19 protein-coding genes and 2 tRNA genes are annotated in these 21,130 nt (G+C 65.4%); 6 read left to right on the top strand and 15 right to left on the bottom strand.

Annotated elements, in window-relative coordinates:
- The first annotated feature begins 198 nt into the window (after nucleotides 1-198).
- A tRNA-Ser gene (locus FLL57_RS07705) sits at nucleotides 199-292 on the top strand.
- Nucleotides 293-583: 291 nt separating this feature from the next.
- Nucleotides 584-826 carry a hypothetical protein gene (locus tag FLL57_RS07700; protein ID WP_047309681.1) on the top strand — a complete coding sequence of 81 codons (243 nt, stop codon included), beginning with the start codon at nucleotides 584-586 and terminating at the stop codon, nucleotides 824-826.
- On the opposite strand, the gene modB is transcribed toward FLL57_RS07700, so the two are convergent.
- Both modB and modA read right to left on the bottom strand, forming a co-directional pair.
- Complete coding sequence (modB, locus tag FLL57_RS07695; RefSeq protein ID WP_047309680.1) at nucleotides 823-1,518, bottom strand: molybdate ABC transporter permease subunit; 696 nt, start codon at nucleotides 1,516-1,518, stop codon at nucleotides 823-825. The genes FLL57_RS07700 and modB overlap by 4 nt on opposite strands.
- 6 nt (nucleotides 1,519-1,524) lie before the next feature.
- The gene (modA, locus tag FLL57_RS07690) at nucleotides 1,525-2,250 is read right to left on the bottom strand and encodes a molybdate ABC transporter substrate-binding protein (protein ID WP_047309679.1); all 726 of its coding nucleotides are present in this window, start codon (nucleotides 2,248-2,250) and stop codon (nucleotides 1,525-1,527) included.
- 101 nt (nucleotides 2,251-2,351) lie between these two features.
- On the opposite strand from modA, the gene FLL57_RS07685 reads away from it, so the two are divergent.
- Nucleotides 2,352-3,296, top strand: a complete 945-nt coding sequence (locus FLL57_RS07685) for an ABC transporter ATP-binding protein (protein WP_047309678.1) — start codon at nucleotides 2,352-2,354, stop codon at nucleotides 3,294-3,296.
- Between the two features lie 304 nt (nucleotides 3,297-3,600).
- Here the strand turns inward: FLL57_RS07685 and FLL57_RS07680 are convergent, their stop codons facing one another.
- The 10 genes from FLL57_RS07680 to FLL57_RS07635 form a co-directional block, all read right to left on the bottom strand.
- A complete protein-coding gene (locus FLL57_RS07680) occupies nucleotides 3,601-4,362 on the bottom strand; it encodes an SDR family NAD(P)-dependent oxidoreductase (protein WP_142882581.1) in 762 nt (253 codons plus the stop codon).
- 15 nt (nucleotides 4,363-4,377) lie between these two features.
- Nucleotides 4,378-6,117, bottom strand: a complete 1,740-nt coding sequence (locus FLL57_RS07675; RefSeq protein WP_142882580.1) for a nitrilase-related carbon-nitrogen hydrolase — start codon at nucleotides 6,115-6,117, stop codon at nucleotides 4,378-4,380.
- A gap of 15 nt (nucleotides 6,118-6,132) precedes the next feature.
- Nucleotides 6,133-7,122, bottom strand: a complete 990-nt coding sequence (locus FLL57_RS07670; RefSeq protein WP_013502794.1) for an acetamidase/formamidase family protein — start codon at nucleotides 7,120-7,122, stop codon at nucleotides 6,133-6,135.
- Nucleotides 7,123-7,146: 24 nt separating this feature from the next.
- Nucleotides 7,147-7,860 (bottom strand): ABC transporter ATP-binding protein, encoded by a 714-nt coding sequence (locus tag FLL57_RS07665; RefSeq protein ID WP_142882579.1) that lies wholly within the window; start codon nucleotides 7,858-7,860, stop codon nucleotides 7,147-7,149.
- Entirely contained in the window at nucleotides 7,853-8,575 is a 723-nt protein-coding gene (locus FLL57_RS07660; protein WP_047309674.1) for an ABC transporter ATP-binding protein, read from the bottom strand. The genes FLL57_RS07665 and FLL57_RS07660 overlap by 8 nt, the downstream gene beginning before the upstream one ends.
- Nucleotides 8,575-9,639: a branched-chain amino acid ABC transporter permease gene (locus FLL57_RS07655; protein WP_142882578.1), complete on the bottom strand. Its 1,065-nt coding sequence runs from the start codon at nucleotides 9,637-9,639 to the stop codon at nucleotides 8,575-8,577. Before FLL57_RS07655 ends, FLL57_RS07660 begins: the two co-directional genes overlap by 1 nt.
- 11 nt (nucleotides 9,640-9,650) lie before the next feature.
- The gene (locus tag FLL57_RS07650) at nucleotides 9,651-10,523 is read right to left on the bottom strand and encodes an ABC transporter permease subunit (RefSeq protein WP_142882577.1); all 873 of its coding nucleotides are present in this window, start codon (nucleotides 10,521-10,523) and stop codon (nucleotides 9,651-9,653) included.
- A 116-nt stretch (nucleotides 10,524-10,639) separates the two neighbouring features.
- Nucleotides 10,640-11,878, bottom strand: a complete 1,239-nt coding sequence (locus tag FLL57_RS07645) for an urea ABC transporter substrate-binding protein (protein WP_142882576.1) — start codon at nucleotides 11,876-11,878, stop codon at nucleotides 10,640-10,642.
- 11 nt (nucleotides 11,879-11,889) lie between these two features.
- A complete protein-coding gene (locus FLL57_RS07640; RefSeq protein ID WP_142882575.1) occupies nucleotides 11,890-12,555 on the bottom strand; it encodes an ANTAR domain-containing response regulator in 666 nt (221 codons plus the stop codon).
- Nucleotides 12,552-13,709, bottom strand: a complete 1,158-nt coding sequence (locus FLL57_RS07635) for a transporter substrate-binding domain-containing protein (protein ID WP_013502801.1) — start codon at nucleotides 13,707-13,709, stop codon at nucleotides 12,552-12,554. The genes FLL57_RS07640 and FLL57_RS07635 overlap by 4 nt, the downstream gene beginning before the upstream one ends.
- Before the next feature lie 395 nt (nucleotides 13,710-14,104).
- On the opposite strand from FLL57_RS07635, the gene FLL57_RS07630 reads away from it, so the two are divergent.
- Entirely contained in the window at nucleotides 14,105-14,440 is a 336-nt protein-coding gene (locus FLL57_RS07630) for a GrlR family regulatory protein (protein WP_013502802.1), read from the top strand.
- A 720-nt stretch (nucleotides 14,441-15,160) separates the two neighbouring features.
- Here the strand turns inward: FLL57_RS07630 and draG are convergent.
- The 3 genes from draG to FLL57_RS07610 all read right to left on the bottom strand — a co-directional run bounded on the left by draG (nucleotide 15,161) and on the right by FLL57_RS07610 (nucleotide 18,002).
- The gene (draG, locus tag FLL57_RS07620; protein ID WP_142882574.1) at nucleotides 15,161-16,051 is read right to left on the bottom strand and encodes an ADP-ribosyl-[dinitrogen reductase] hydrolase; all 891 of its coding nucleotides are present in this window, start codon (nucleotides 16,049-16,051) and stop codon (nucleotides 15,161-15,163) included.
- Between the two features lie 9 nt (nucleotides 16,052-16,060).
- Nucleotides 16,061-16,819: an NAD(+)--dinitrogen-reductase ADP-D-ribosyltransferase gene (locus FLL57_RS07615; RefSeq protein WP_234713396.1), complete on the bottom strand. Its 759-nt coding sequence runs from the start codon at nucleotides 16,817-16,819 to the stop codon at nucleotides 16,061-16,063.
- A gap of 205 nt (nucleotides 16,820-17,024) precedes the next feature.
- Nucleotides 17,025-18,002: an AraC family transcriptional regulator gene (locus FLL57_RS07610; RefSeq protein WP_235677240.1), complete on the bottom strand. Its 978-nt coding sequence runs from the start codon at nucleotides 18,000-18,002 to the stop codon at nucleotides 17,025-17,027.
- 350 nt (nucleotides 18,003-18,352) lie between these two features.
- On the opposite strand from FLL57_RS07610, the gene FLL57_RS07605 reads away from it, so the two are divergent.
- Both FLL57_RS07605 and cas3 read left to right on the top strand, forming a co-directional pair.
- Nucleotides 18,353-18,442 (top strand) — tRNA-Ser (locus FLL57_RS07605).
- Between the two features lie 365 nt (nucleotides 18,443-18,807).
- Nucleotides 18,808-21,126 carry a CRISPR-associated helicase Cas3' gene (gene cas3, locus FLL57_RS07600; RefSeq protein WP_142882572.1) on the top strand — a complete coding sequence of 773 codons (2,319 nt, stop codon included), beginning with the start codon at nucleotides 18,808-18,810 and terminating at the stop codon, nucleotides 21,124-21,126.
- Nucleotides 21,127-21,130 lie beyond the last annotated feature (4 nt).

The following is a 21,130-nucleotide window of genomic DNA, read 5'->3' as shown; positions in this document are numbered from 1 at the left end:
GCGTGCTGCGGGCCGATTCCTGAGAATCGTTTCCTCGCTTCGCGCGAATCCGAGTTGCAGAGTGGGCCTCGGAACCCGTCCTCTGCCGGCTCCCGCCCGGTGTTGCGGCGATCACCGTGCACAGGCCCAAAGGTCGCGGCTGCAATCCGCGCAATCCTGCTTGCGGGCCGCGGCGCTGTCGGGCATATCGAGCGCACCGGAGACGTGGCCGAGTGGCTGAAGGCGGCGGTTTGCTAAACCGTTATAGGGTTGTAAAGCCCTATCGAGGGTTCGAATCCCTCCGTCTCCGCCACCCCAAGCCCCTGATATATTTCACGAAATTTCGCCTCGCCGGCTTTGCCCCGAGAGGCGGCCTGATGCCTTTTCGCGCGGCGACCTCATGCTGTCGATTCGTCCGCTCCGTGCCAGGCCGGCGAATCCGGTCTGGCTGCCTCCCGGACGCTGCGTCATCCTCTGTATCAAAAGACACAAACCACTCGATGCGAGGCGCCTAGAGTGCCGAGACTCGTTCCTCTTCAGGAACCGAGGCAACGTCTGAAGCGCACAGAAGCGATCTGGCGCAGGTTCGACCATCGGAGGCCCCGTGCCCTACAGAGCGTTTCTCGCCCGCATCCGCCAGTTCTTCGACGGACCGGACGAACACCTCGACTGGATCGCCAACGGTCTTGCGGCCGGCAGCCTGCGACAGCCGGCAACGCCGATGACCGACCAGGAACTCGCCGAAGCGATTCGGGAGTTTCAGAAGGCGCCACCATCGGCGGATTCGCTGGAGAAGCTGAGCGCGAAACTCGCCCCGAGCGACGGCCGCGATCGCGGCGCGATCTAAGCGGGAATCGCTCGCGACGCTCGCCGCAGCACCCCGAACACAACGAGGGACACTGCACCGAGCAGCGCCGACAGCACCGCGGCACGGCCGTATTCGCCATTGAACACGGCGTTGTAGACCTCGAGCGAGATCGTGTTGGTCTTGCCGACGATGTTGCCCCCGAGCATCAAGGTGATGCCGACCTCGCCGAGCGACCGCGCTGTCCCGAGCACCAGGCCGGCGACGATCGCGCCGCGGATGTTCGGCAGAATCACGAACAGGAAGGTCTCGAACTCATTGCGGCCGAGCGTCCGTGACGCCTCGCCCAGGCTTCGGGACACGCTGGCGATCGCCGCTTCGATCGGCTTCACAACCAGCGGCAGGCCGGCGATCACCGAGGCCAGCAGAACGCCTTCGACCGAGAACACGAAGCTGAAGCCGAAGCCGGCGTCGAGCCACTGCCCGACCGGGCTGCGCCGACCGAGCAACAGCAACAGAAAGAAGCCGAGCGCGATCGGCGGAAACACCAGCGGGATCGTCACCACCGCGTCGAGCACGGTGCGACCCGGCCAGGATCGCTGCGCCAGCGCCCAGCCGAGCAAGGTGCCGAACACGATGTGCAGCACCAGCGTCGCTGCGGCGATCTTGAGCGACAGCAGAGCGGGTGCGATCAGCGCCGGATCGCGCAGCGCTTCGATCGCAGCCGCCAACATCGCGGCCTACAGCCCGTAGCGCTGCAGGATGGCGCGAGCCTGCTCGGTACCGAGGAATTGCACAAAGCTCTCGGCCACCTTCGCGGCCGGCGCACGTACGCCGCAGACGATCTCGGCCGGATCGTACAGCTTGCCGTCGACCGCGACATAGCCGCCGATGTTGCCGGCCGCGCCGATCGCCTCGGTGGCATTGATGAAGCCGGCATCGACTTCGCCGCTGGCGACGTAACTGGTCACCTGCGGCACGGTGGCGACCGGCACCAGCCGCGCATCGATCGTGGCGGCGAGCCCGCTGCGTTCGAGAAACTGCCGGCCGGCCTTGCCATAGACGGCGCTGGCCTGATCCGGGATGCCGATTCGCTTGAACTCGGGCGCCGACACGTCGTCAGGCTTCGCGAGCGCCAGCCCCTTGCGATAGGCGATCACCAGCCGCCCGAGGCCGAGGGGCGCGATCTGCGCAAACCCGAGATCCTTGGCCTTCTCCAGCACCGCCTTGTCGCCGCACACCAGGGCGATCTGGGTGCTCTCGCGCGCCTGCGCCAGCACCTGCCCCATGTGGCCATACACCTGCAGCAGCTTGTCGCCGGACTGTTTCTCGTAGGCTGCCGCCAATTCGGCAATCGGCCGCCGATAGCCGGCGCCCGCGGCCAGCGTCGTCTCGTCCGCGGCGGCCGGCGCCGCAAACGACACCACAGCCAAGCCCATCACCGCCGATCTCACCGCCCACGCCATTTCAATCCCCTCGCCTTTGGCTCCGCTCGCCGCATTTGGCTAGCAGAGACGCCAATCGTTGTATATTTCACTATATAACGATATCGACTGGCGGACTGGCAATGGAGAATCGGACCGACGACATCGCGCTGCGCATCCGGACACCGCTGAGCGGGCCCGCCGGGCCATTCTGGCTCGACGTCGATCTGACGATCGCGCCCGGCTCGCTGCTGGCGATCACCGGTCCCTCAGGCGCCGGCAAGACCACCCTGCTCCGCGCCGCCGCAGGACTGACACGGCCGGCGGAGGGCAGCATCCGCATCGGCGCGACACACTGGTGCGACACCGCAGCACGGCTGCACGTGCCGACGCGGAAGCGCTCGATCGGGCTGGTGTTTCAGGACTACGCGCTGTTTCCGAACATGACGGTGCGAGGCAACGTCGACTACGCGATCGGATCACGTCGGTGTCGCGACGAGGTCGACGAACTGCTGCACCTGGTCGAGCTTCATGGCCTCGCCGACGCCATGCCGGACCGGCTGTCCGGTGGCCAGAAGCAGCGGCTGGCGCTGATCCGGGTGCTGGCGCGGCGGCCGGCTCTGCTGATGCTCGACGAGCCGCTGTCGGCGCTCGATCCGGCGATGCGACGCAAGCTGCAGGACGATCTGCTGCGGCTGCATCGCCGCTTCGCCACCACGACGCTGCTGGTCAGCCACGATCCTTCGGAAATCCTCCGCCTCGCCGACCGCCTGGTGCGGATGGAGCACGGCCGCGTGGTGTTCGACGGCACGCCTGCCGAGTCATTCGGCAGCGTCGCGCGCAGCGATCCGTTTGTCGTCACCGGCATCTATCTCGACGAACGCAATGCGAGCGGCACCTGCGCAGTGCTGGTCGACGGCCGCAAACTTCGGCTCCGCCTGTCAGGAGTGAGTGACCTCAGCGTCGGCGATCCGGTGACGCTCCGGGTCGATCAGGCCGTGGTGCAATGCACCGCGCCCGCCCCCGGCGACCGGCTCAAGGCTTATCCGGCTGCGGCGGTTGCCGCGGCTGAACTTCCTCGCACTTGACGACGATCTGAAACACGCGGCCGCATTGCGGGCACGGATAGTCGCGAAGTTCGTAGCCCTCGACAAGCGGTCGCGCGCGCAGCAGCTCCGTCGCAGATCGACAGACCGCGCAGTTACTTCTGCTACTCGACACCGCGGCCCCCACCACCCGGAACGCGGCTGTATAGCCTGATCCAAAGGCCGCGTCGCAACTGATCAGCACGCGGCACTTGGTTATTTGGGCGTGCTCACCCCACAAAGGTAATTGGTGATACCATCATTCCATCCTACAGAATGAAGCCGGCCTATCTTGACGTGCAGCACTTCAGAATTGCACGCCACGGGTGAGCGCGCCATCGACCACTACATTGGTGCCGGTGATGAAGCTGGCGGCGCGGCTGGCAAGAAACACCACGGCATTCGCCATCTCCTGCGGCGTGCCCATCCGGCCGGTCGGGTTGAGAGCCAGCGCGGTGTTGTAGAGATCGGGGTTGCCGTTCTTGATCTGCTCCCACACCCCGCCCTCGAAATACGTATTGCCGGGCGAGACGGTGTTGGCGCGGATTCCCTTGCCGGCGAGCTGATAGGCGAGGCCCTGGGTGTAGTGGATGATCGCCGCCTTGAAGGTGCCGTAGGGCCCCGCCGCGAAGTCGATCTCACGGCCCGAGACGCTGGAGACGGTGACGATCGCCGGCTGCTGACTCTGTTCGAGGTACGGCATCGCTGCATCGACCAGCCGCACAGTGCCCATCATGTCGGTGGTAAAGCCCTTGGCCCAGCTCTCTTCGTCCGAGCCGATCGCCAGCGCGCTGACATTGGCGACCACCACATCGATGCCGCCGAGCTTGGCCGCCATGTCGGCGACCCATGCCTTCAACCCCGGCCCATCGGACACATCCACCGCGCCGCCGAAGGCGGACGCGCCGGTCGCCTGCAGCGCCGCTACCGCGCTGTCGACCTCTGCCGCATTGCGCGCGCACAGGCCGACATGCGCGCCTTCCGCCGCGAAGGTTTCGGCGATCGCCCGCCCGATGCCTTTGGTGCCGCCGGTGACCAGTACCTTGGCGCCCTTCAATCCCAGATCCATGCTCGCTCCCCTCGGTTAGTAGTTGCCGGCAACGGCCTGTACCAGCGGCCGGTAGCTGTGCGGCATCCGCATCGCCACCAGATCCTTCCGCCTCACCACGTTGGTCGGATACACGCTGTCGAGATTGGAGGTGTCGATCGTTGCGGTGGCGACGCCCTCCCCGCCTTCGATCAGTGCCTCGCGGCGCGGAAATTCGAACGTATCCGGTCCGAACACGCCGCTCAGCCCAAGATAGCCGCGCGCCGCATCGGCCACGTTGGCGAAGGCGAAGAACACGTTGTTCTCGCCGGCGCGGACGCGGAAGTGATGCCAATGATGCGGATCGGCCCCGGTCGGGATCGGTGCCGGCTGCGAGACGCTCGTCCCGGCGTGCGGCGTGCTGAAACGGGTCGCGATCGCCGCCGGGCATACGATGATGTCGCAGCCGCGCAGCGCCAGCACGCGGCCGGCCTCTGGAAACATCGCGTCGTGCCCGATCAGCAGGCCGACGCGGCCGAGCGGCGTATCGGTCACGACGAAGCTGTCACCAGCCGCAGCCCAGCTCCGCTCGTCCTCGGTCAGATGCGTCTTGCGATAGATGGTGATACGACCGTCAGGGGCGATCAGCGCCGCGCTGTTGTACAGCACGTCGCCGTCGCGCTCGGCGAGGCCGCAGACAAGATGCAGCGACAGCTCGCCCGCCAGCGCAGCGAGCCGGTCAGTCGCCGGGCTCGGCACAGCGACGGCTGTGCGCGCCGGATCGTCGATCCCGGTGACGCTCAGCTCGGGAAACACCACCATCTCGGCGCCGGCCGCCTTCGCCTGCCGGGCCAGCGCCTCGATCCGATCGAGATTGGCGCTGATGTCGCCGCTCGGGGCGAACTGCGCGGCGCTGAGCTTGGAGCGCTTGCCCCTCGGCCACGCCTCGTGGCCGTACAGGCCAAAGAAGTCGTACGGATTCCAACTGAAGGTGCCGGTCAGCAGTTCCGGATACAGCTCGGGCCGCCGCTGCCGGAACACCGCCTCGCCGCCGATCCGCCGCGCCCGCGCGGTTTCAAGATCGATCTCGGCGAACGCCACGCCGTCGCCGCCGTCGATCACCGCGGCGATGCTGCCGTCCGGCGCGATCACGCAGCTTCCGCCGGAGAACTGCACGGTGCGCTCCAGCCCCCAGCGATTGCTCTCGATCACGTAGCAGGAATTTTCGAACGCCCGGCTGATCCAATACGGCGCAGGCGTGCGCTCGGCCAGCCAGTTGGAGATGTGGCAGATGATGTCGGCGCCACCCAGCGCCATCAGCCGCGCGGTCTCGACGAAATGGATATCCATGCAGATCAACAGCGCGATCCGCCCGATCGGGGTGTCGAACACCTGATTGTGCAGATCGCCCGCCGCCGACCATTTCGGCTCGGAGATATAGGGATGCGTCTTGCGGTGACGCCCGATCAATCCGTCCGGGCCGATCAGGACGGCGGAATTGTAATAGATGCCGTCCCCATCGACCTCCGGAAGGCCGACGACGATGTAGCAATCGTGCTTGCGCGCCAGTGCGGCGAACCGTGCCGTGGTCGGCCCCGGGATCGGCTCGACGAACGGCGCCACTTCGGCGCGATCGTACCAGCAATAGCCGGTGGTCCCCATCTCCGGGGTGACGATCAGTTTGGCGCCCCCTACCGCCGCCTCCTCGCACAGCTCGAGCAGGCGCGCGATGTTGCGCTCCTTCTCGGCCATGGTCGGCTCGAACTGGACGGTAGCGACCTTCAGCAGTTGCGACATCGCCGTCGCCCCCCCTTACACCAGGAACGACTTCTTGATCGACGCGCCGAGCGTGTATTTCGGATCGACCATGTTGCCGAGCCGGACGCGACCGGCCTGGGTCAGCAGCATGTAGGCGTCGATCTCGTCGAAGCCGTAATCCGCCGCCATCCAGCGGCACAGCTCGCGATAGGCGATGCGGGCGGCATCCTCCATCGGCCGCGCCGAGCCGATCGTCATGATGAAATCCTTGGTCTCCAGCCGCGGCCAATGGATCGGCCAGCCCTTGATCAGATCGATCTGCACCGTGGTCACGGTCGGATGCTCGATCGCGACGCCGCAGAGCTCGCCGTCGCCCTGGGCGGCGTGGCAATCGCCGAGATAGAGCAGCGCGCCCGCGGTGTTCACCGGCAGATAGATGATGGCGCCGACGCCGACATCCGGCAGATCCATGTTGCCGCCGTAGTAATCCGGGACCAGCGACGAGATCGCCTCGATCTCCGGCGAGGTGCCGATGGTGCCGATGAACGGCTCATACGGCAGCGTGATCTTGTCGTTCCATTTGGTGCCGTGCTCGGCGGTGATTTCGAGCTTCTTGACCCGCTCCGGCAGCGGCGGGTTGAGCAGCGCGGTGTTGCCGGTGCCGACCAGGCCGCCGAACTCCGGCATCACCACCGTGGTGCCCCGCGGCTGCGGCCCGCGCGGAACGATGCTCTCGATGTACACGGCGAGCGTGTCGCCCTTCTCGGCGCCATTGACCCAGATCGGGCCGTTCTGCGGATTGAGGAACGGGAAGTTGAGGATCTTAGACGGGATGTCGGTCTCAGACTTGATCGCGCCCTCGAACGCGTCGTGGGTTTCGGCCGCCACCACCGCACCGGGGTCGACAGTCAGGACCTTGTCGAAATACGGCCCGTAGACGTAGTGATACTTGCCCTGCTCCGCCTCGGTAATGGTGTGGCTCTTGCCGCGCACGCCCTTGGCGACGCCCTTGCGCGCCATGATCGATTCAGTCTGCCAGGCCATGTTGGTCTCCTTTGTTGAATTCAGTTACACCGCGAGGTGGCGGCGCATTTCGGCCTCGTCGTCGAGCGCGGCGCGGTCGAGGTCGGCGACGATCCGGCCCTTGTCCATGACGTAGCAGCGCTGCGCCATCGCCCGGATCATGTCGAGGTTCTGCTCGACCAGGATGATGGTGACGCCGGTCCTGGCGTTGAGCGCGACCATGTCGCGGGCGATGTCCTGGACGATGTTGGGCTGGATGCCTTCCGACGGCTCGTCGAGCAGGATCAGTTCGGGATCCGCCACCAGCACGCGCCCGATCGCGAGCTGCTGCTGCTGGCCGCCGGACATCGTGCCGGCGCGCTGGCTCCAGCGCTCGCCGAGGATCGGAAACGTCTCGACCACCTCGCGGCGCTGCTGCTCGGTGAGCCGGCCCTTGATCGAGGCGCCGACCGCGATGTTCTCGGCGACGCTGAGGCGCGGAAACACGTCGCGGCCCTGCGGCACATAGCCAATGCCGAGCCGCGCCCGCTTGAACGCCGGCAGATGCTCGATGGCGTCGCCGCGGAACACGATCGAGCCGTCCATCGCCGGGATCAGGCCGATCAAGCTCTTCATCAGCGTCGACTTGCCGACGCCGTTGCGGCCGATCACCGCGATGATCTCGCCCTCGCGGACTTCGATCTCGAGACCCTGCAAGACTGGCTTTCCGCCATAGCCGGCACGCAGCCCCACGGTGTTGAGGATGACTTCCTTACGCATGGTGATGAGCCTGCCCGAGATAGATCGCCGCGACCCGCTCGTCGGCGACGATGTCGTCGATCGAGCCTTGCGCGAACACCTGACCGAGATGCAGCACGGTGACGCGCTGCGCGACCTGGCGGACGAACGCCATGTCGTGCTCGATCGCCAGCACCGTCATGCCTTCGGCATTCAGCCGCTTGACCATCTCGCCGGTCTGGAACGTCTCTTCCGGCGACATCCCGGCGGTCGGTTCGTCGAGCAGCAGCATCCGCGGCTTCAGGCTGGTCGCCATGCCGATCTCCAACCACTGCTTCTGGCCGTGGCTGAGATTGCCGGCAGTCTGGTTCTGCTCGGCCTCGAGGCCGAGGAAGGCCAGCAGCCGGTCGATCTCGCGGTCGAGTTCGGCGCCGTGCCGCGTCCGTTGCAGCGCGATTTCGAGGTTCTGGCGCACCGACAGCCCTTTGAACACGCCGGGCACCTGAAACTTCACAGACAGACCGCGCGCGATCCGCGCGAACGATTTGAGCGCGGTGATGTCCTCGCCGGCGAAGAAGATCTCGCCGGAGCCCGGCGCGTATTCGCCGAGGATCAGCCGGAACAGCGTGCTCTTGCCGGCGCCGTTGGGGCCGATCAGGCAGTGGATCTCGCCGGTCTCGAACGACAGGTTGACCTGGTTGGTGACGTGCAGCCCGCCGAAATGCTTGTTCAGGCCGCGGAGTTGCAGGAGCGCCATCAGTTCCGTCCTCCCTGGGCGCGGGCGACGAGCCGGCCGATCACGTTCATTGCGCCGAGCACCAGGCCGTTCGGCGCGATCAGCACGGTGAGCACCAGCAGAAGCCCCATCACCACCAGCGCATATTGGCTGCCGTAGATCGTCAGCGCCTGGAAGCCGGCCAGCACCACCAGCGTGCCGACCAGCGTCGAGGTCAGGTCACTGCGGCCGCCGACCGCGACCCAGATCAGCGGCAGCGCCGCCGACGTCATGCCCATGCTCGACGGGGTGATGTACTGGCCCCAGGCGGTGTAGAGCACGCCCGACAGGCCGGCGAGCCCGGCGCCGATAACGAAATTGATGAGCTGATATTTGCGGATGTCGTAACCGAGCATTTCGGCGCGCTCCGGATTCTCACGGATCGCCACGATGACGTTGCCGAACGAGGAGTTCACCAGGATGCGCAGGCCGAGATAGACCACCACCACCAGCGCCAGGATCAGGTAATACAGCCCGACATCGGCGAACAGCACGATCGGCCCGTCGAACCAGGGGATGGTGATCGGCGGCATTCCGCTCATGCCGTTGAAGCCGTTGAGCCGCGCCGCGCCGATCCGCCATTCCGGGCCGGCGGTCTGGGCCATGAAGCGCTCCAGCATCAGGGTCACGGCCAGCGTGACGATGCCGAGAAACACGCCTTCGATCCGGCCGAAGAACATGAAGTAGCCGAGCAGCAGCGCCACCACCGCGGCGATCAGGACCGCCGCCAGCACGGCGACGAGCGTGAAGCCGTACGCCGCGCCGAAATTCAGCGTCAGGATGCCGTAGCTGTAGCCGGCGATACCGAAGAACGCGGTCTGGCCGAACGACAGCGCGCCGCCATAGCCCCAGATCAGGCACAGGCTGAGCGCGATGAACACCCAGACGAAAAAGTACGCAGTGTTGCCGACGGTGTAGCCGTCGCTGAACATCGGATACGCGATCGCGCCGATCAGCGCGAGCACGAACACCGACCAGAATAGCTTGCCGCGGCCCTTGGTCTGCGGGCCTTCGAGCCGGCGAAACAGAGAGATCAAACCGCTCACCCTCGCCTCCCTCAGGTCCGTTCGCGCAGCAGGAAGCCGGAGATGCCTTTCGGCAGCACCCGGACCACGATGATCACCGCGACCAACAGGCCGATCTGGCCGAACAACTGGCCCTGCCAGGAGGTCATCGCCGACTTCACCACTGCCAGGACTGCCGCGGCCGGCGCAGTGCCGAGGAAGACGTCGGCGCCGCCGATCACCACGGTGACGAACGCCTCCATCAGGAAGGTCGCGCCCATCGTCGGCACCAGCGTCATGGTCGGCGCGTACAGCCCGCCGGCAAGCCCGGCGAGTCCGGCGCCGCAGGCGAAGGTCAGGCTGTAGATCCAGCGGGTGTCGACGCCGAGCGCATCCGCCATATGCGGCACCTGGATGGTGGCGCGGGCTTTCACGCCGAACGAGGTCCAATTGAACACCGCATACAGCGCCCCGAGCACGCCGAGCGCGGCCAGGAACAGCACGATCCGATAGATCGAATACGAATAGGCGCCGACCTGAAAGCTGCCGAACGGCGTGCCGACACCGGCCATGGTCGAGCCGATCACGATCAGCGTCCCTTGCGTTGCGATCAGGCTGAGCCCCCAGGTGGCGACGATGGTGTCGAGCGGGCGCTCATAGAGATGCCGCACCACCACGAACTCGACCAGCATGCCGACCACCGCGGAGACCAGCGCTCCGGTCAGGATGGCGAGCGGCAGCGGCAGCCCGGCGTGCACGGCGCTGGCGGTGACATAGGCGCCGCACATGATGAACTCGCCGTGGGCGAGATTGATGACGCCCATCATGCCGAAGATGACGGCGAGCCCGCAGGCCGACAGCACCAGGAAGGCGAAGGCGTCGGCGAATTGATACAGCGCCGCGAAGGCGAAGGTGGCGATGTCCATCTGACGTCCAACAAGGTGGCGTGGAGGGCCGCGGCTCCGGCGGCCCGACGAATGTCCATTGAGCGGAGAAGCAGCCGCTCCGGCGCGTCAGGGTGCGCCGGAGCGGTCCGCCGCACTTACTTGGGCGGCGGGTTCGACGGCGTGTATTGCGCCATCGGATCCTTCTTGGTCAGGTCGCAGCCGGCCTCACCCAGCCAATACGGCTTGATATCCGGCCAGACCTTCGGGAAGTCGATCGAGTGGTCGGCATTGACGTGCGCCAGGTAGATGGTGTGCGACATATGCTGGCTCTTCGGATCGATGCAGACCTTGCCTTCCGGTGCGTCCATGCAGACGTCGCCCTGCGCGATCACCTTGCGGATGTCGTCGCGATTGGTCGACTTCGCCCGCTCCACCATCTGCTTGTAGAGATACACGGCCAGATAGGAGTTCTCGGCCTCCTGATTGACATAGGGCTCGTTCGGGAATTTGGCCTTGAACTTGGCCAGGAACGCCTTGCTCTGCGGCGAGTCGATTTCCTCGATGTAGTTGGTGGTGACGTACATGTCCTTCAGGCTCGGCGGCTTGAAGCGCTTGTGCTCGTAGCCCTGGCCGACGTTGACTGAGGAAGCCATCGGCAGATTGACGTTGGCGGAGGCGGCCTGTTCGTAGTACGAAGCCTGCGCAGTGCCGACCAGCAGCGTCACGATGAAGTCCGGCTTGGCCTTCTGGATGTTCTGGATGCTCTGCGAGAACTGCGACACGCCGAGCGGGATGAACTCCTCGCCGGCCATCTCGCCGCCGTGCTGCTTGACGATGTTGCGCACCCACTCGGCCGAGATCTGGCCGAAATTGTAGTCGGCGGCCAGCGTGTAGACCTTCTTGCCGTATTTCTCCATCATCCACGGGATCAGCGTGGAGAACTGCTGCTCGGGCACCGCGCCGGTGACGATCATGTGGCCGTCGCAGACGCCGCCTTCGTACTGATTGTTGTAGAACGCGAAGCCGTTGAGCTGATCGACGATCGGCCGATACGCCTCGCGTGAGGCCGAGGAGAAGCCGGCGAATACCGCGTCGGCCTTGTCCCGTTGCAGCACCCGGCGCATGAACTCCTGATAGCGGGTGTTGTCGGACTGGGTGTCGTACACCACCAGTTCGAGCGGCCGCCCCATGATGCCGCCGGCCTTGTTGATCTCTTCGGCGGCGAGTTGGATGGCGTGGACCTTGCCGATCGTCGCCACCGCGAAATCGCCCGACTGATCCTCCAGCACGCCGAGCTTGATCGGCTTCTCCGCGGCCAGCGCCGCGCTTGACGCGAGGACAAGCGTCCCCGTGAGGACTGCGGCATGCAGTCCCCGTAACACAGTTCCGGTCATGTTGCTGTCTCCTACATCGCTCGTTTGTCGCCACGGTGCAGCGGCGGAGTGCCGGTGTGGCCAGTCGAATCGGGCGGCCTCGCCCGTCGGCTCAGCAGATCCTCGCAGTAACTCTCCAGGCTCTGCCTCACGCGCATGCTCTCCCGGCGGATCTGGTCGTAAGCGCCGTCCTCGTCGAGGCCGCTGTCCCGCATCCGCTGGACCACGGCGCGCAGCACGGCCCTGCGGCCGCGACGGCGCTCCTCGAGCGTTTGCAGGCGCTCCTGCATCCCGCCGCGCAGGAGAAACTGGTTGATGCCCATGAACAGCGCCGAGTACACGGCGCCGCCGTGCACCGGCTTGCGCAGGAACGCGGTGGCGCCGAGATTGACCAGCGCCTTCAGCCGGCTCGGCGCCTCGACGCCGACCAGCCCGATCACCGGCACCGGCGGCAACTGCGACAGCGGATTGAGGTCGATCGCCAGCACGCCGTCGAGATCGCCATCGACGAACAGGATGTCGCGATCAGGCACCAGCGAAGCGAGGTCGATCTGAGCCCGTCCGTCGATGATCGGCGCGGCCTCGCAACTGACGCCGAGCTTGGCCAGCGTCGGCTCCAGCGCGCCTTCCCTGCCCGTGCGTTCCATCACCACGAGCGCACGGCCGCCCTTGAAGTTCTGAACCGGTCGAAAGGTCATGACTTCACCAGCCTCAACAATGGGGAACGCATGGCGGCGGCGAACCGCGGCGAGGTTTGCACCAGATATGGATCGGGTGCGATCGGTTCGGGAGCTTCGAGCAGCACTTCGAACTGGCCGGACGCGGTCGACCGGCCGATCCGCGGTGTCAGCCAGGCGTGATAGGTCTGCGGATCGATCCGCACCTCGCCTTGCGGAGCGATCAGGCGCTGGTCGGCGACGGCCGCGCGTACTGCGGCGGCCTCGTCGGTTCCGGCCTGTTGCAGAGCAGCGGCGAGCAGCTTGACCGCGATATAGCAGGCCTCGGCATCCGCCGAGGTCGGCGGCGCATCCGGAAATTTCGTCGCGTAGGCATGGGTGAAAGCGTCATTTGCCGCCCCGGCCAGCGAAGCGAAATACACGCTCGACGACAGATGTCCGTCGACGGCTTCGGCGCCGATTTCGGCCAGCTCCGGCTCGGCCAGCGTGCAGCTCGCCACCGGGATTTCGGCGGCCTGGTCGATGCCGCGCGCCCGGCAGGCGGCACGAAACGCGCGGAAGAACGCGTAGGCGCTGGTGCCGATCAGATTGTTGAAGACGAAATCCGGACGCTGCTCCAGGATCGCCGCGATGACGCGATCGACATCGGTGTCGCCGACAGCGAGATAACGCTCTGCGAGCACGGTGCCGCCACGGGCGATCAGGGCTTCGCGGAAGATCCGATTGTTCTCCCACGCCCAGATGTAATTCGAGCCGATGCAGAACGCGCGCTTGCCGTGCTTGGCGGAGAGATAATCGACCAGCGGCAACACGTGCTGGTTCGGCGAGGCGCCGGTGTAGACGACGTTGTCGGAGCTCTCGAAGCCCTCATAATGCGACGGATACCACAACAGGCCATCGTGCTTCTCGAAGCACGGGATCACCTCTTTGCGGCTCGACGAGGTGTAGCAGCCGATCACCTGCCGGACGCCGGAGGCCAGCAGGTCGTGGGCCAGAGCGCGATAACGCGACAGGTCACCGCCTGGATTGACGATGACCGGCTCGATCTCCGGCCCGTTGCCGCCGGCGGCGACCTCGCTGAGCCCGAGCAACGCGCCGTTCAGCATGGTGCGCCCGACCGCCCCGTAGGAGCCGGTCGTCGAGAACATCACACCGATGCGCAGCCGCTTCGTCATGCTCGTGTCCAAAAACAAAAAGCGCCCATCGGCTGTCGAGCCGAGGGCGCTTTCGCCACCAACCAAACGCGCATCGATCGGCGCGGTGTCGGAAATGGTTCAAAACTCTTTGCGTCTCAGGGCTTAGTTGCCCAACGCTTGGTGATTACGGTCGTCGAGTTCGTAGTTCAAGTCAAGCGCATTGTTGATGCGAAACCTGCCGCTTTTACCGCCTTTGTGCAGTAATTTGATGCACCGCGATCGGCCGCTCGCCAGCGACTTCGCGTGCGATCAGAATGCTCTCGCCGCCGCGCCTCCCCTGAGCCCCCGCAGCATTTTTCAACCCAAGATACACCCATCCCTTCTCTTGCTAAACCTGGAGTGGTAGAGAAGCCCCGGCGAACGCGGGGGCGGATATGACCGATCATCTTCGAGGGTTCTACAAGGCCGAGTTCGAAACGGCGCGGAAGAAGTCGCATGGCGTGATCTTTCTGCGCGACGGCAAGATCCAGGGCGGCGACTCCACGTTCCTGTACTCCGGCGCGTATTCGCAGACCGGACTGACCGTCGCCGGCCGCCTGCGCGGGGTGCGCTACTCGTCGGATCATTCGCGGCTGTCGGTGTTCGGAATCGAGCCGTTCGAAATCATCTTCGATGGCGTCGCCAAGGACGGCTACGTCACGATCGAAGGCTACGCCCACGAAACGCCGGGTCTTCCGCTGAAGGCTATTCTGACGCGTGTCGATGATTGAGCGTGCTCCAAACGAGACATTTGCACCCACCACTGGCGATCTCCATCACAGGTAATCATTGCCGGCAAGGGTTCTGACCTGCAGCTCTGCTTGGTATCGGTGTAGTTGTTTCGGTCCGGTCGACGAGCTTTGTTCAAGGTCCGCTAACGTTCCAAAGTACGAGCGCCTGCACTTCCAACCAGTTGTTAAGTGGTGCCGTCCGAATCTGCCCCGCACCGACGCCGGCAGCGTCGCGGCACAACAAGAACAAGGGTGGCAGTCATGGCATCATTCGCAGAGACTTATCGCACCGACGACATCGACACGCACGGCGCTCTGTACTGGGGCATCCACGATTTCATCCGCCAGTTCGTCGCACTGCTTGAGATCGAACAGCGCTGACCGTGATCGATCCTGCAAACCGGACGATCTCAGGGCGTCGGTAGTCCAGATCGATGTGTTGGTGAGAGAGGCTCCGCCGTATGCGGGGCCTTTCCCATTTGCGAACGACCTGTGGACGATGTGCCTAGAGCAGTTCTGCTTTTTGTAGAATCAGAGCTGATCCGCACCGCGTGCCACACGCACAACCTCATGGTGAGGAGGCGCGTAGCGCCGTCTCGAACCATGTGACGCAGGGAATGCGTTGCCCCATCCTTCGAGACGCCCGGCTTCGCCGGGCTCAGGATGAGGACTCAGTGCCTTCGGAAAGGTCGGACCGTTTCAATCAAACGATGAACCGCTCTAACGAGGCGCCGACGCCGCCAACTCCAGCAGCTTCGGCACCTGACCGCGGATCGCTGTGACCACCTCGCGGTCGAGCCGATCGAGCCAGCGCTTCGGGATTGCGGCGAGCCCGTAGGTGGCGCCGGCCAACATTCCGGCGAGCGCGCCGGTGGTGTCGGCATCGTCGCCCTGATTGACCGTGGAGATCACGCAATCGACGAAGCTGTCGGTCGAGAAATAATAGTGCAGCACGGTCCGCAGAGTGTCGACCACGTAAGCCGTGGCCGGACCGCGATACGGCGTGAAGCCGAAAATGCGGTGGGCCTGCACCAGATCGTCGGCGATGGCGCGGGCGGCGCTTTGTCCCTCACCGGCCAGCAGCGCTTGCAGCATCTTCACCAGTGCGAGCGCCGCGGCATCCGACAACGGGTGATGATGAGTGACGTGCGCCTGCGCGATGGTCCACGCCGCCGCCTGCTCCGCGCGACCGTAGGTTGCCAGCGCCAGCGGCAGGATCCGCATCGCCGCGCCGTTGCCGGCGTCGCCTTCGAAATACGCCCCCTGCAGCTCGCCCGTGGTGATGTACCTGCGGATGCCGCGGCGACAGGTGCTGCCGACGTCGACCGGGCCGGTCTTCAGCCAGGCGGCGAACTCGTCACAGAGATCGGGGAGCTCGAGCCTGCCGCAGCGGATTAGCGAGCGGCCGAGCGCCAGCGCCATCTCGGTGTCGTCGGTCACCTGACCTGGCCTCAGCCGCAGCCAGCCGCCGCCGGTGATGTCCTTGTGGACGCCGTAGCGCGCCGCAATCTCCGACTTGGTCATGAACTCGACCGTGGCGCCGAGTGCGTCGCCGACCGCAAAGCCCAGATAGGCGGCAAGCGCGCGGTCCTGCAGACTTTGCGAGGTCATGACGCCCTTTCAGAAGTAGCTCGCGGTGACGCGATAGTCGCCGCCGATCACCAGATATTCGCCTTCGCCCTTGAGCGGGTGCGCCCGGAGCAGCCGGTTGAAGAACAGAATCTTCGGCACCGGCACCCGGACCGTCAGAATTGTGTCGCCGAAGCAGTCGGCGATGCCGCGATCGGAGGTGAACGACGTCAGGTTGTTGAGACGGATGATGGAATGGCGCTTGTCGAGCCGCTCGACGACCTGATGCTCGTCGAAACCGTTGACGCCGCGATACAGCGTCACATGGGTGCTGCCGGTGGCCGCAAAATGGGTCAGCGCCCACTGACAGAACTCGTACAAGAGATCGAGCTGGACGAAGATCGCGTTGTTGTGGAAACGGCTCGACATCTTCTGCTCGACATAGACGGTCCACACCGGACTGGCGATCCGCCGGATCGGCTCCTTGTGAAAGGTCGGAAACAGCCCGAACCGGCTTTCCACCCATCCCTTCAGCACCGCGCCTTCGGCGCCGTTGCTGTCGAAGCCCCAGCCCTTGATCAGATCGAGATAGGACGAGCGGAAGCGGCGGCGGCCATCGCGGCCGCGGACACGCTGTTCGGCATCGATCCCGAACAGCGCCGTCATATAGCAGGCGAACGCCTCGCCGGCCTCGGCGAGGTCGCGCGCCTCACCGAGCATCTCGAACAGGCTGGGATTCATCTCGCGCACGCCGGCGATATGCAGCGGAACCGGAGCGTCGTTGAAGCCGACGCCGGTGAGAAACCGCATCGGCACGCCGACGAGGTTGCTGGAATGCCCGATGCTGCCGTCGTCGCTCACCTTGGCCGACTCTGCCGCTGTCCCATGCCCGCCCGCGGCGCGCCCCGAATGGTATCCTCACCCCGAGATCGTTAGCCAAGACGACGCCGTCTGCCTATGCGCAACTCGACGGAGCAGCCCCAGGAGCGGTGGCCGCCAATCACCGTGCCGTCGGTCAGCGCCGCCGCGCCAGCGTCTCGGAGGGCAATTCGCCATGGCGGCGGCGATAATCGTTGGCGAAATGACCGAGATTGGTGAAGCCACAGGCGAACGCCACCGCCGTCACCGAGCGCGACGGATCCCCGGACAGCAGCAGCTCGCGCGCCTTGTTCAGCCGCACAGCCTTGGCGAACGCCATCGGTGAGTAGCCGCGATGCTTCTGAAACGCCTTGAACAGGCTGCGCACCCCGACATTGGTCACGGCAGCAAGATCGACGATGGTGATCGCCCTGTTCCATGACGCCTCGATAAACTCCTCCGCAACCCGGACATAGTCCGGGGCGGTATCCCGAGCGTCGCTGTCGAGCTGGGCACTGAAATTGTGCCGCGTCACGCTGAGAAAGGACACCGCCAGCGCCTGCTGCATCTCGCGCAGCATGAACGGCGGCAGCGCCGGCGCGGCCGGATCGACGTGGCGCGCCACGCAGATCGCCAGATCGCGCAACGCCGGCGCGCCGCGATGCTCGACATTCACGCCGGGCGCGAAAGTCAGCTTGCCGCGCGGCGTGACGCCGAGCAGCGCCTCCAGCGTGGCTGTGAGAGTTGCGGTGGTGATGCGCAGGATCAACTGCTGATAGTCGGCGCCGAATTCGAGCCGCGCCGGCGTGCCCGCCGACGAGACGCACCAATGCTGCGGATCGACCTCGACGCAGGAGGAGCCGGTCGAGGTCCGGCTGCTGCCACGCAGCGCAATCTGAACGCGGGCGAAATCGGTCTCGCCGAACTCTGCGACGGCCGGCGCCGCATAGGCGCAGAATCCGAGCCCGGCACCGTCGAACGCGACATAACTGCCGAAGCCTTCGAACCCGTCCGCCTCCGCCGTAAAGTCGCTGGCACCATACACCGACAACATCGCCTCGCGCATCGCCTCAGGATCGCGTGTGTGAACGACGGGGGCACGATTGAGCGGATAGTCGATCGGGTCGGCGTTCAAACGAACGTCAAACTCGGGCTGGCGCATTCCAACGAACTCACTTCCCGCGGATTTCTGGCGCAGCGGACGGCGGGCCACTTCGCCGGCCAGAGTAATGCTCAAATTTGAGCATTACTGCTCAGGACCGGTACTCACCCGCTCGCGGAACGCACCTTCTGGCACCTCGGCACACGCCAATTGCGGTCCGCCGAAACCGACGACGCGACGTTCCGCCCGCGTGAAGGGGCCCGATTCGTCTGCCTGGACATTGACCCGCCCCAGCAATCCCCCCTAAACAACTGGCGACGCGGATGCTGTGACAACCGCAGCGACGGTCAGGCTCCGCCGCTGTGACCCACGGCGCCAAGCCTGGAAGGGTGGCCGAGCGGTTTAAGGCACCGGTCTTGAAAACCGGCGTGCCCGCAAGGGTACCGTGGGTTCGAATCCCACCCCTTCCGCCATAAACCGTTGATTGTATTTTGCAAAATCTGTTGACGGGCGGAACCGGTGAGAACGGGTTTCATCCTGAAATTGGCATCTCGATCACGACCTTCACCAGCCTCTCAAGTACGCGGCCGGTCGAGGCATCCGCGAAGACGTGTCCGCGGCAGACGAGCAAGGTGAGCGGCTGCGCCATCCGTGGCGGAGGTGATCGACCGACCACAGTCCGGCGCAGCGATGCGGATCACCGCTCCCGCCGCAGACAACGGCGGGTTACGCACCCGGCGCCGGACGGTACCGAACTCAGGTCGACAAAGACGCTGAATTGGGCTTTCGTCTCTCGATTACGCCGTCAGATTTCTTTCCAGAACGATCATTGCCGACCATGCATTTCGCCCATTCGACACCGACTTCGGAAGATGACTGGGAGCCGCTGCCTCGACATCTGCACGAGGTCGCGAAGCTTGCAAGGCAGTTCGGCGCCAAATTCGGCGGCGGCAACGCCGCCGAGATCGCCGGTCGTCTTCACGATCTCGGCAAGTACTCGGCCGCGTTTCAGCACTATCTGCGGGGACAGCGGCCTCGCGGCGTCGATCATGCGACTGCCGGCGCGCAGGAGGTCGTCAAACTCGGCACCGGGATAAATGGCCTGATCGCCAGACTGCTCGCTTGCGGGATCGCTGGGCATCACGGCGGCCTGCCCGATCCACTCGGCGCGGGCAGCCTCGACGACCGGCTGAAAAAATCCGTCGAGCCACTGGATCCGATCTGGCGAAGCGAGGTGGCGTGCGAGGCCTCCCCCCTGATGCCGGCACCATTCGAACTCTACAAGGGCGCGCAGCAGCCGGGGCCTCCGCGTCAGGCTTTTCAGTTCGCCTTCCTGGGCCGGATGCTTTTCTCGTGCCTGGTCGACGCCGACTTCCTGTGTACAGAAGCGTTCTACGCCGCGGTCGAAGGGCGCCCGGTCGATCGCGACTGGCCGAGGCTGCCGCAGATCGTCGATGGGCTGATCGCCCGGTTCGACGGCTACATGGCCGACAAGCAGCAGCGCGCGCGACACGGCCAACTCAACACACTACGGCGCGACATCCTCGCGCACGTCCGCAGCAAGGCAGAGCTGCCGCGCGGCGTCTTCACGTTGAATGTCCCGACCGGCGGCGGCAAGACGCTCGCTTCGCTCGCCTTTGCTCTGAATCATGCCAAACGGCACCAGATGGACCGGATCATCTATGCGATCCCGTTCACGGCCATTATCGAGCAGACCGCAGACGTTTTCCGTGACGCCATCGGCGACGAGACCCTGCTCGAACATCATTCGGCGATCGAACTCGATGCGCTCGACATCAAGCCCGACAATGGAGAAGCCCGCGGCATCGACGACGGCGCACGCGACGGCAAGCTGCGGCTCGCTGCCGAGAACTGGGCGGCGCCGGTCATCGTCACCACCAATGTCCAGTTGTTCGAGAGCCTGTTCGCGAACCGCACCTCGCGCTGCCGCAAGCTGCACAATCTCGCCAACGCCGTGATCGTTCTGGACGAGGCGCAGACGATCCCCAGGAACGTTCTGCTTCCCTGCATCGCCGCGCTCGACGAACTGGCGCGCAACTACGGCTGCACCGTGGTGCTATGCACCGCGACCCAGCCGGCGCTCGGAGCCGACCGGTTCACGGGCGGCCTGCAGCTCTCTCCAGACAGCGAACTGGCACCGAACCCGGAGCAGCTCCACACAGCGCTCCGCCGCACGACGCAACGGCTCGCGGGCGAGTGGAGCGACGACCAGTTGCTCGACGATATCGCACAATCGGGTTCGGCACAGGCGCTGGTGATCGTCAACAGCCGCAGACATGCGCGCGCGCTCTACGAAGCTGGCAAACGCCGCGCCGTCGAAGGATTGCTGCATCTCACCACCAGGCAGATCCCGGCCGATCGCCGCGCGATCCTGGCGGAGATTCGGCAGCGGCTGGCGAACGATGCGCCGTGCGTCGTGATCGCGACCTCGCTGGTCGAAGCCGGCGTCGATCTCGACTTTCCACGGGTGTGGCGCGCGGAGGCCGGGCTCGATCAGCTCGCCCAGGCGGCGGGTCGCTGCAATCGCGAGGGTCGTGCGCCGGCCGACGTCAGTATCGTCACCATCTTCAAGCCCGCCGCCGCCGAACCGCCGCCGGAAATCCACGGCCTGGTCGGTGATACTTACCGCATTCTCGAGAACCACGAAGGCGATCTGTTTTCGCCGGAGGCGATGGAGGCGTACTTCAACGAAGTCTATTGGCGACTGCAGGACGGCCTCGACCGCATCCATATCCCAGACGCGGACGGCCGAAAGGTCCCGGCGAAGACCATGGATCAGTTCACCGTCAGCGCCGGGCAGCCGCATTTCGCTTACCGCACTGTCGGCGAGGCCTTCCGCCTGATCGAGAGCGGGATGGCGCCAGTGATCGTGCCGACAGATGCCGAAGCGCTCGACACGCTGGCGGCGCTCCGCGGCGGGCTGCCGCCCGTCGTCGCTGCGCGGCGGCTGAGGCACTACCTGGTGCAGGTACCGCCGCGGGAGCGCGAGCGGATGATCGCCAATGGCCACGTCCGTTATTTCACGGCCGAACGGTTCGGCGAACAGTTCGCGGTGCTGGAGACGGCTTCCCTATACTCCGCCGAAATCGGCCTGCGCTGGGAAGACGCCGACGAATTTACCTGGGCCATCGTCTAGCGAA

Source organism: Rhodopseudomonas palustris (assembly GCF_007005445.1).
Lineage (GTDB): Bacteria > Pseudomonadota > Alphaproteobacteria > Rhizobiales > Xanthobacteraceae > Rhodopseudomonas > Rhodopseudomonas palustris_G.
Note: the sequence above shows the minus strand (reverse complement) of the source record. Positions and strands in the feature narration are given on the sequence as shown.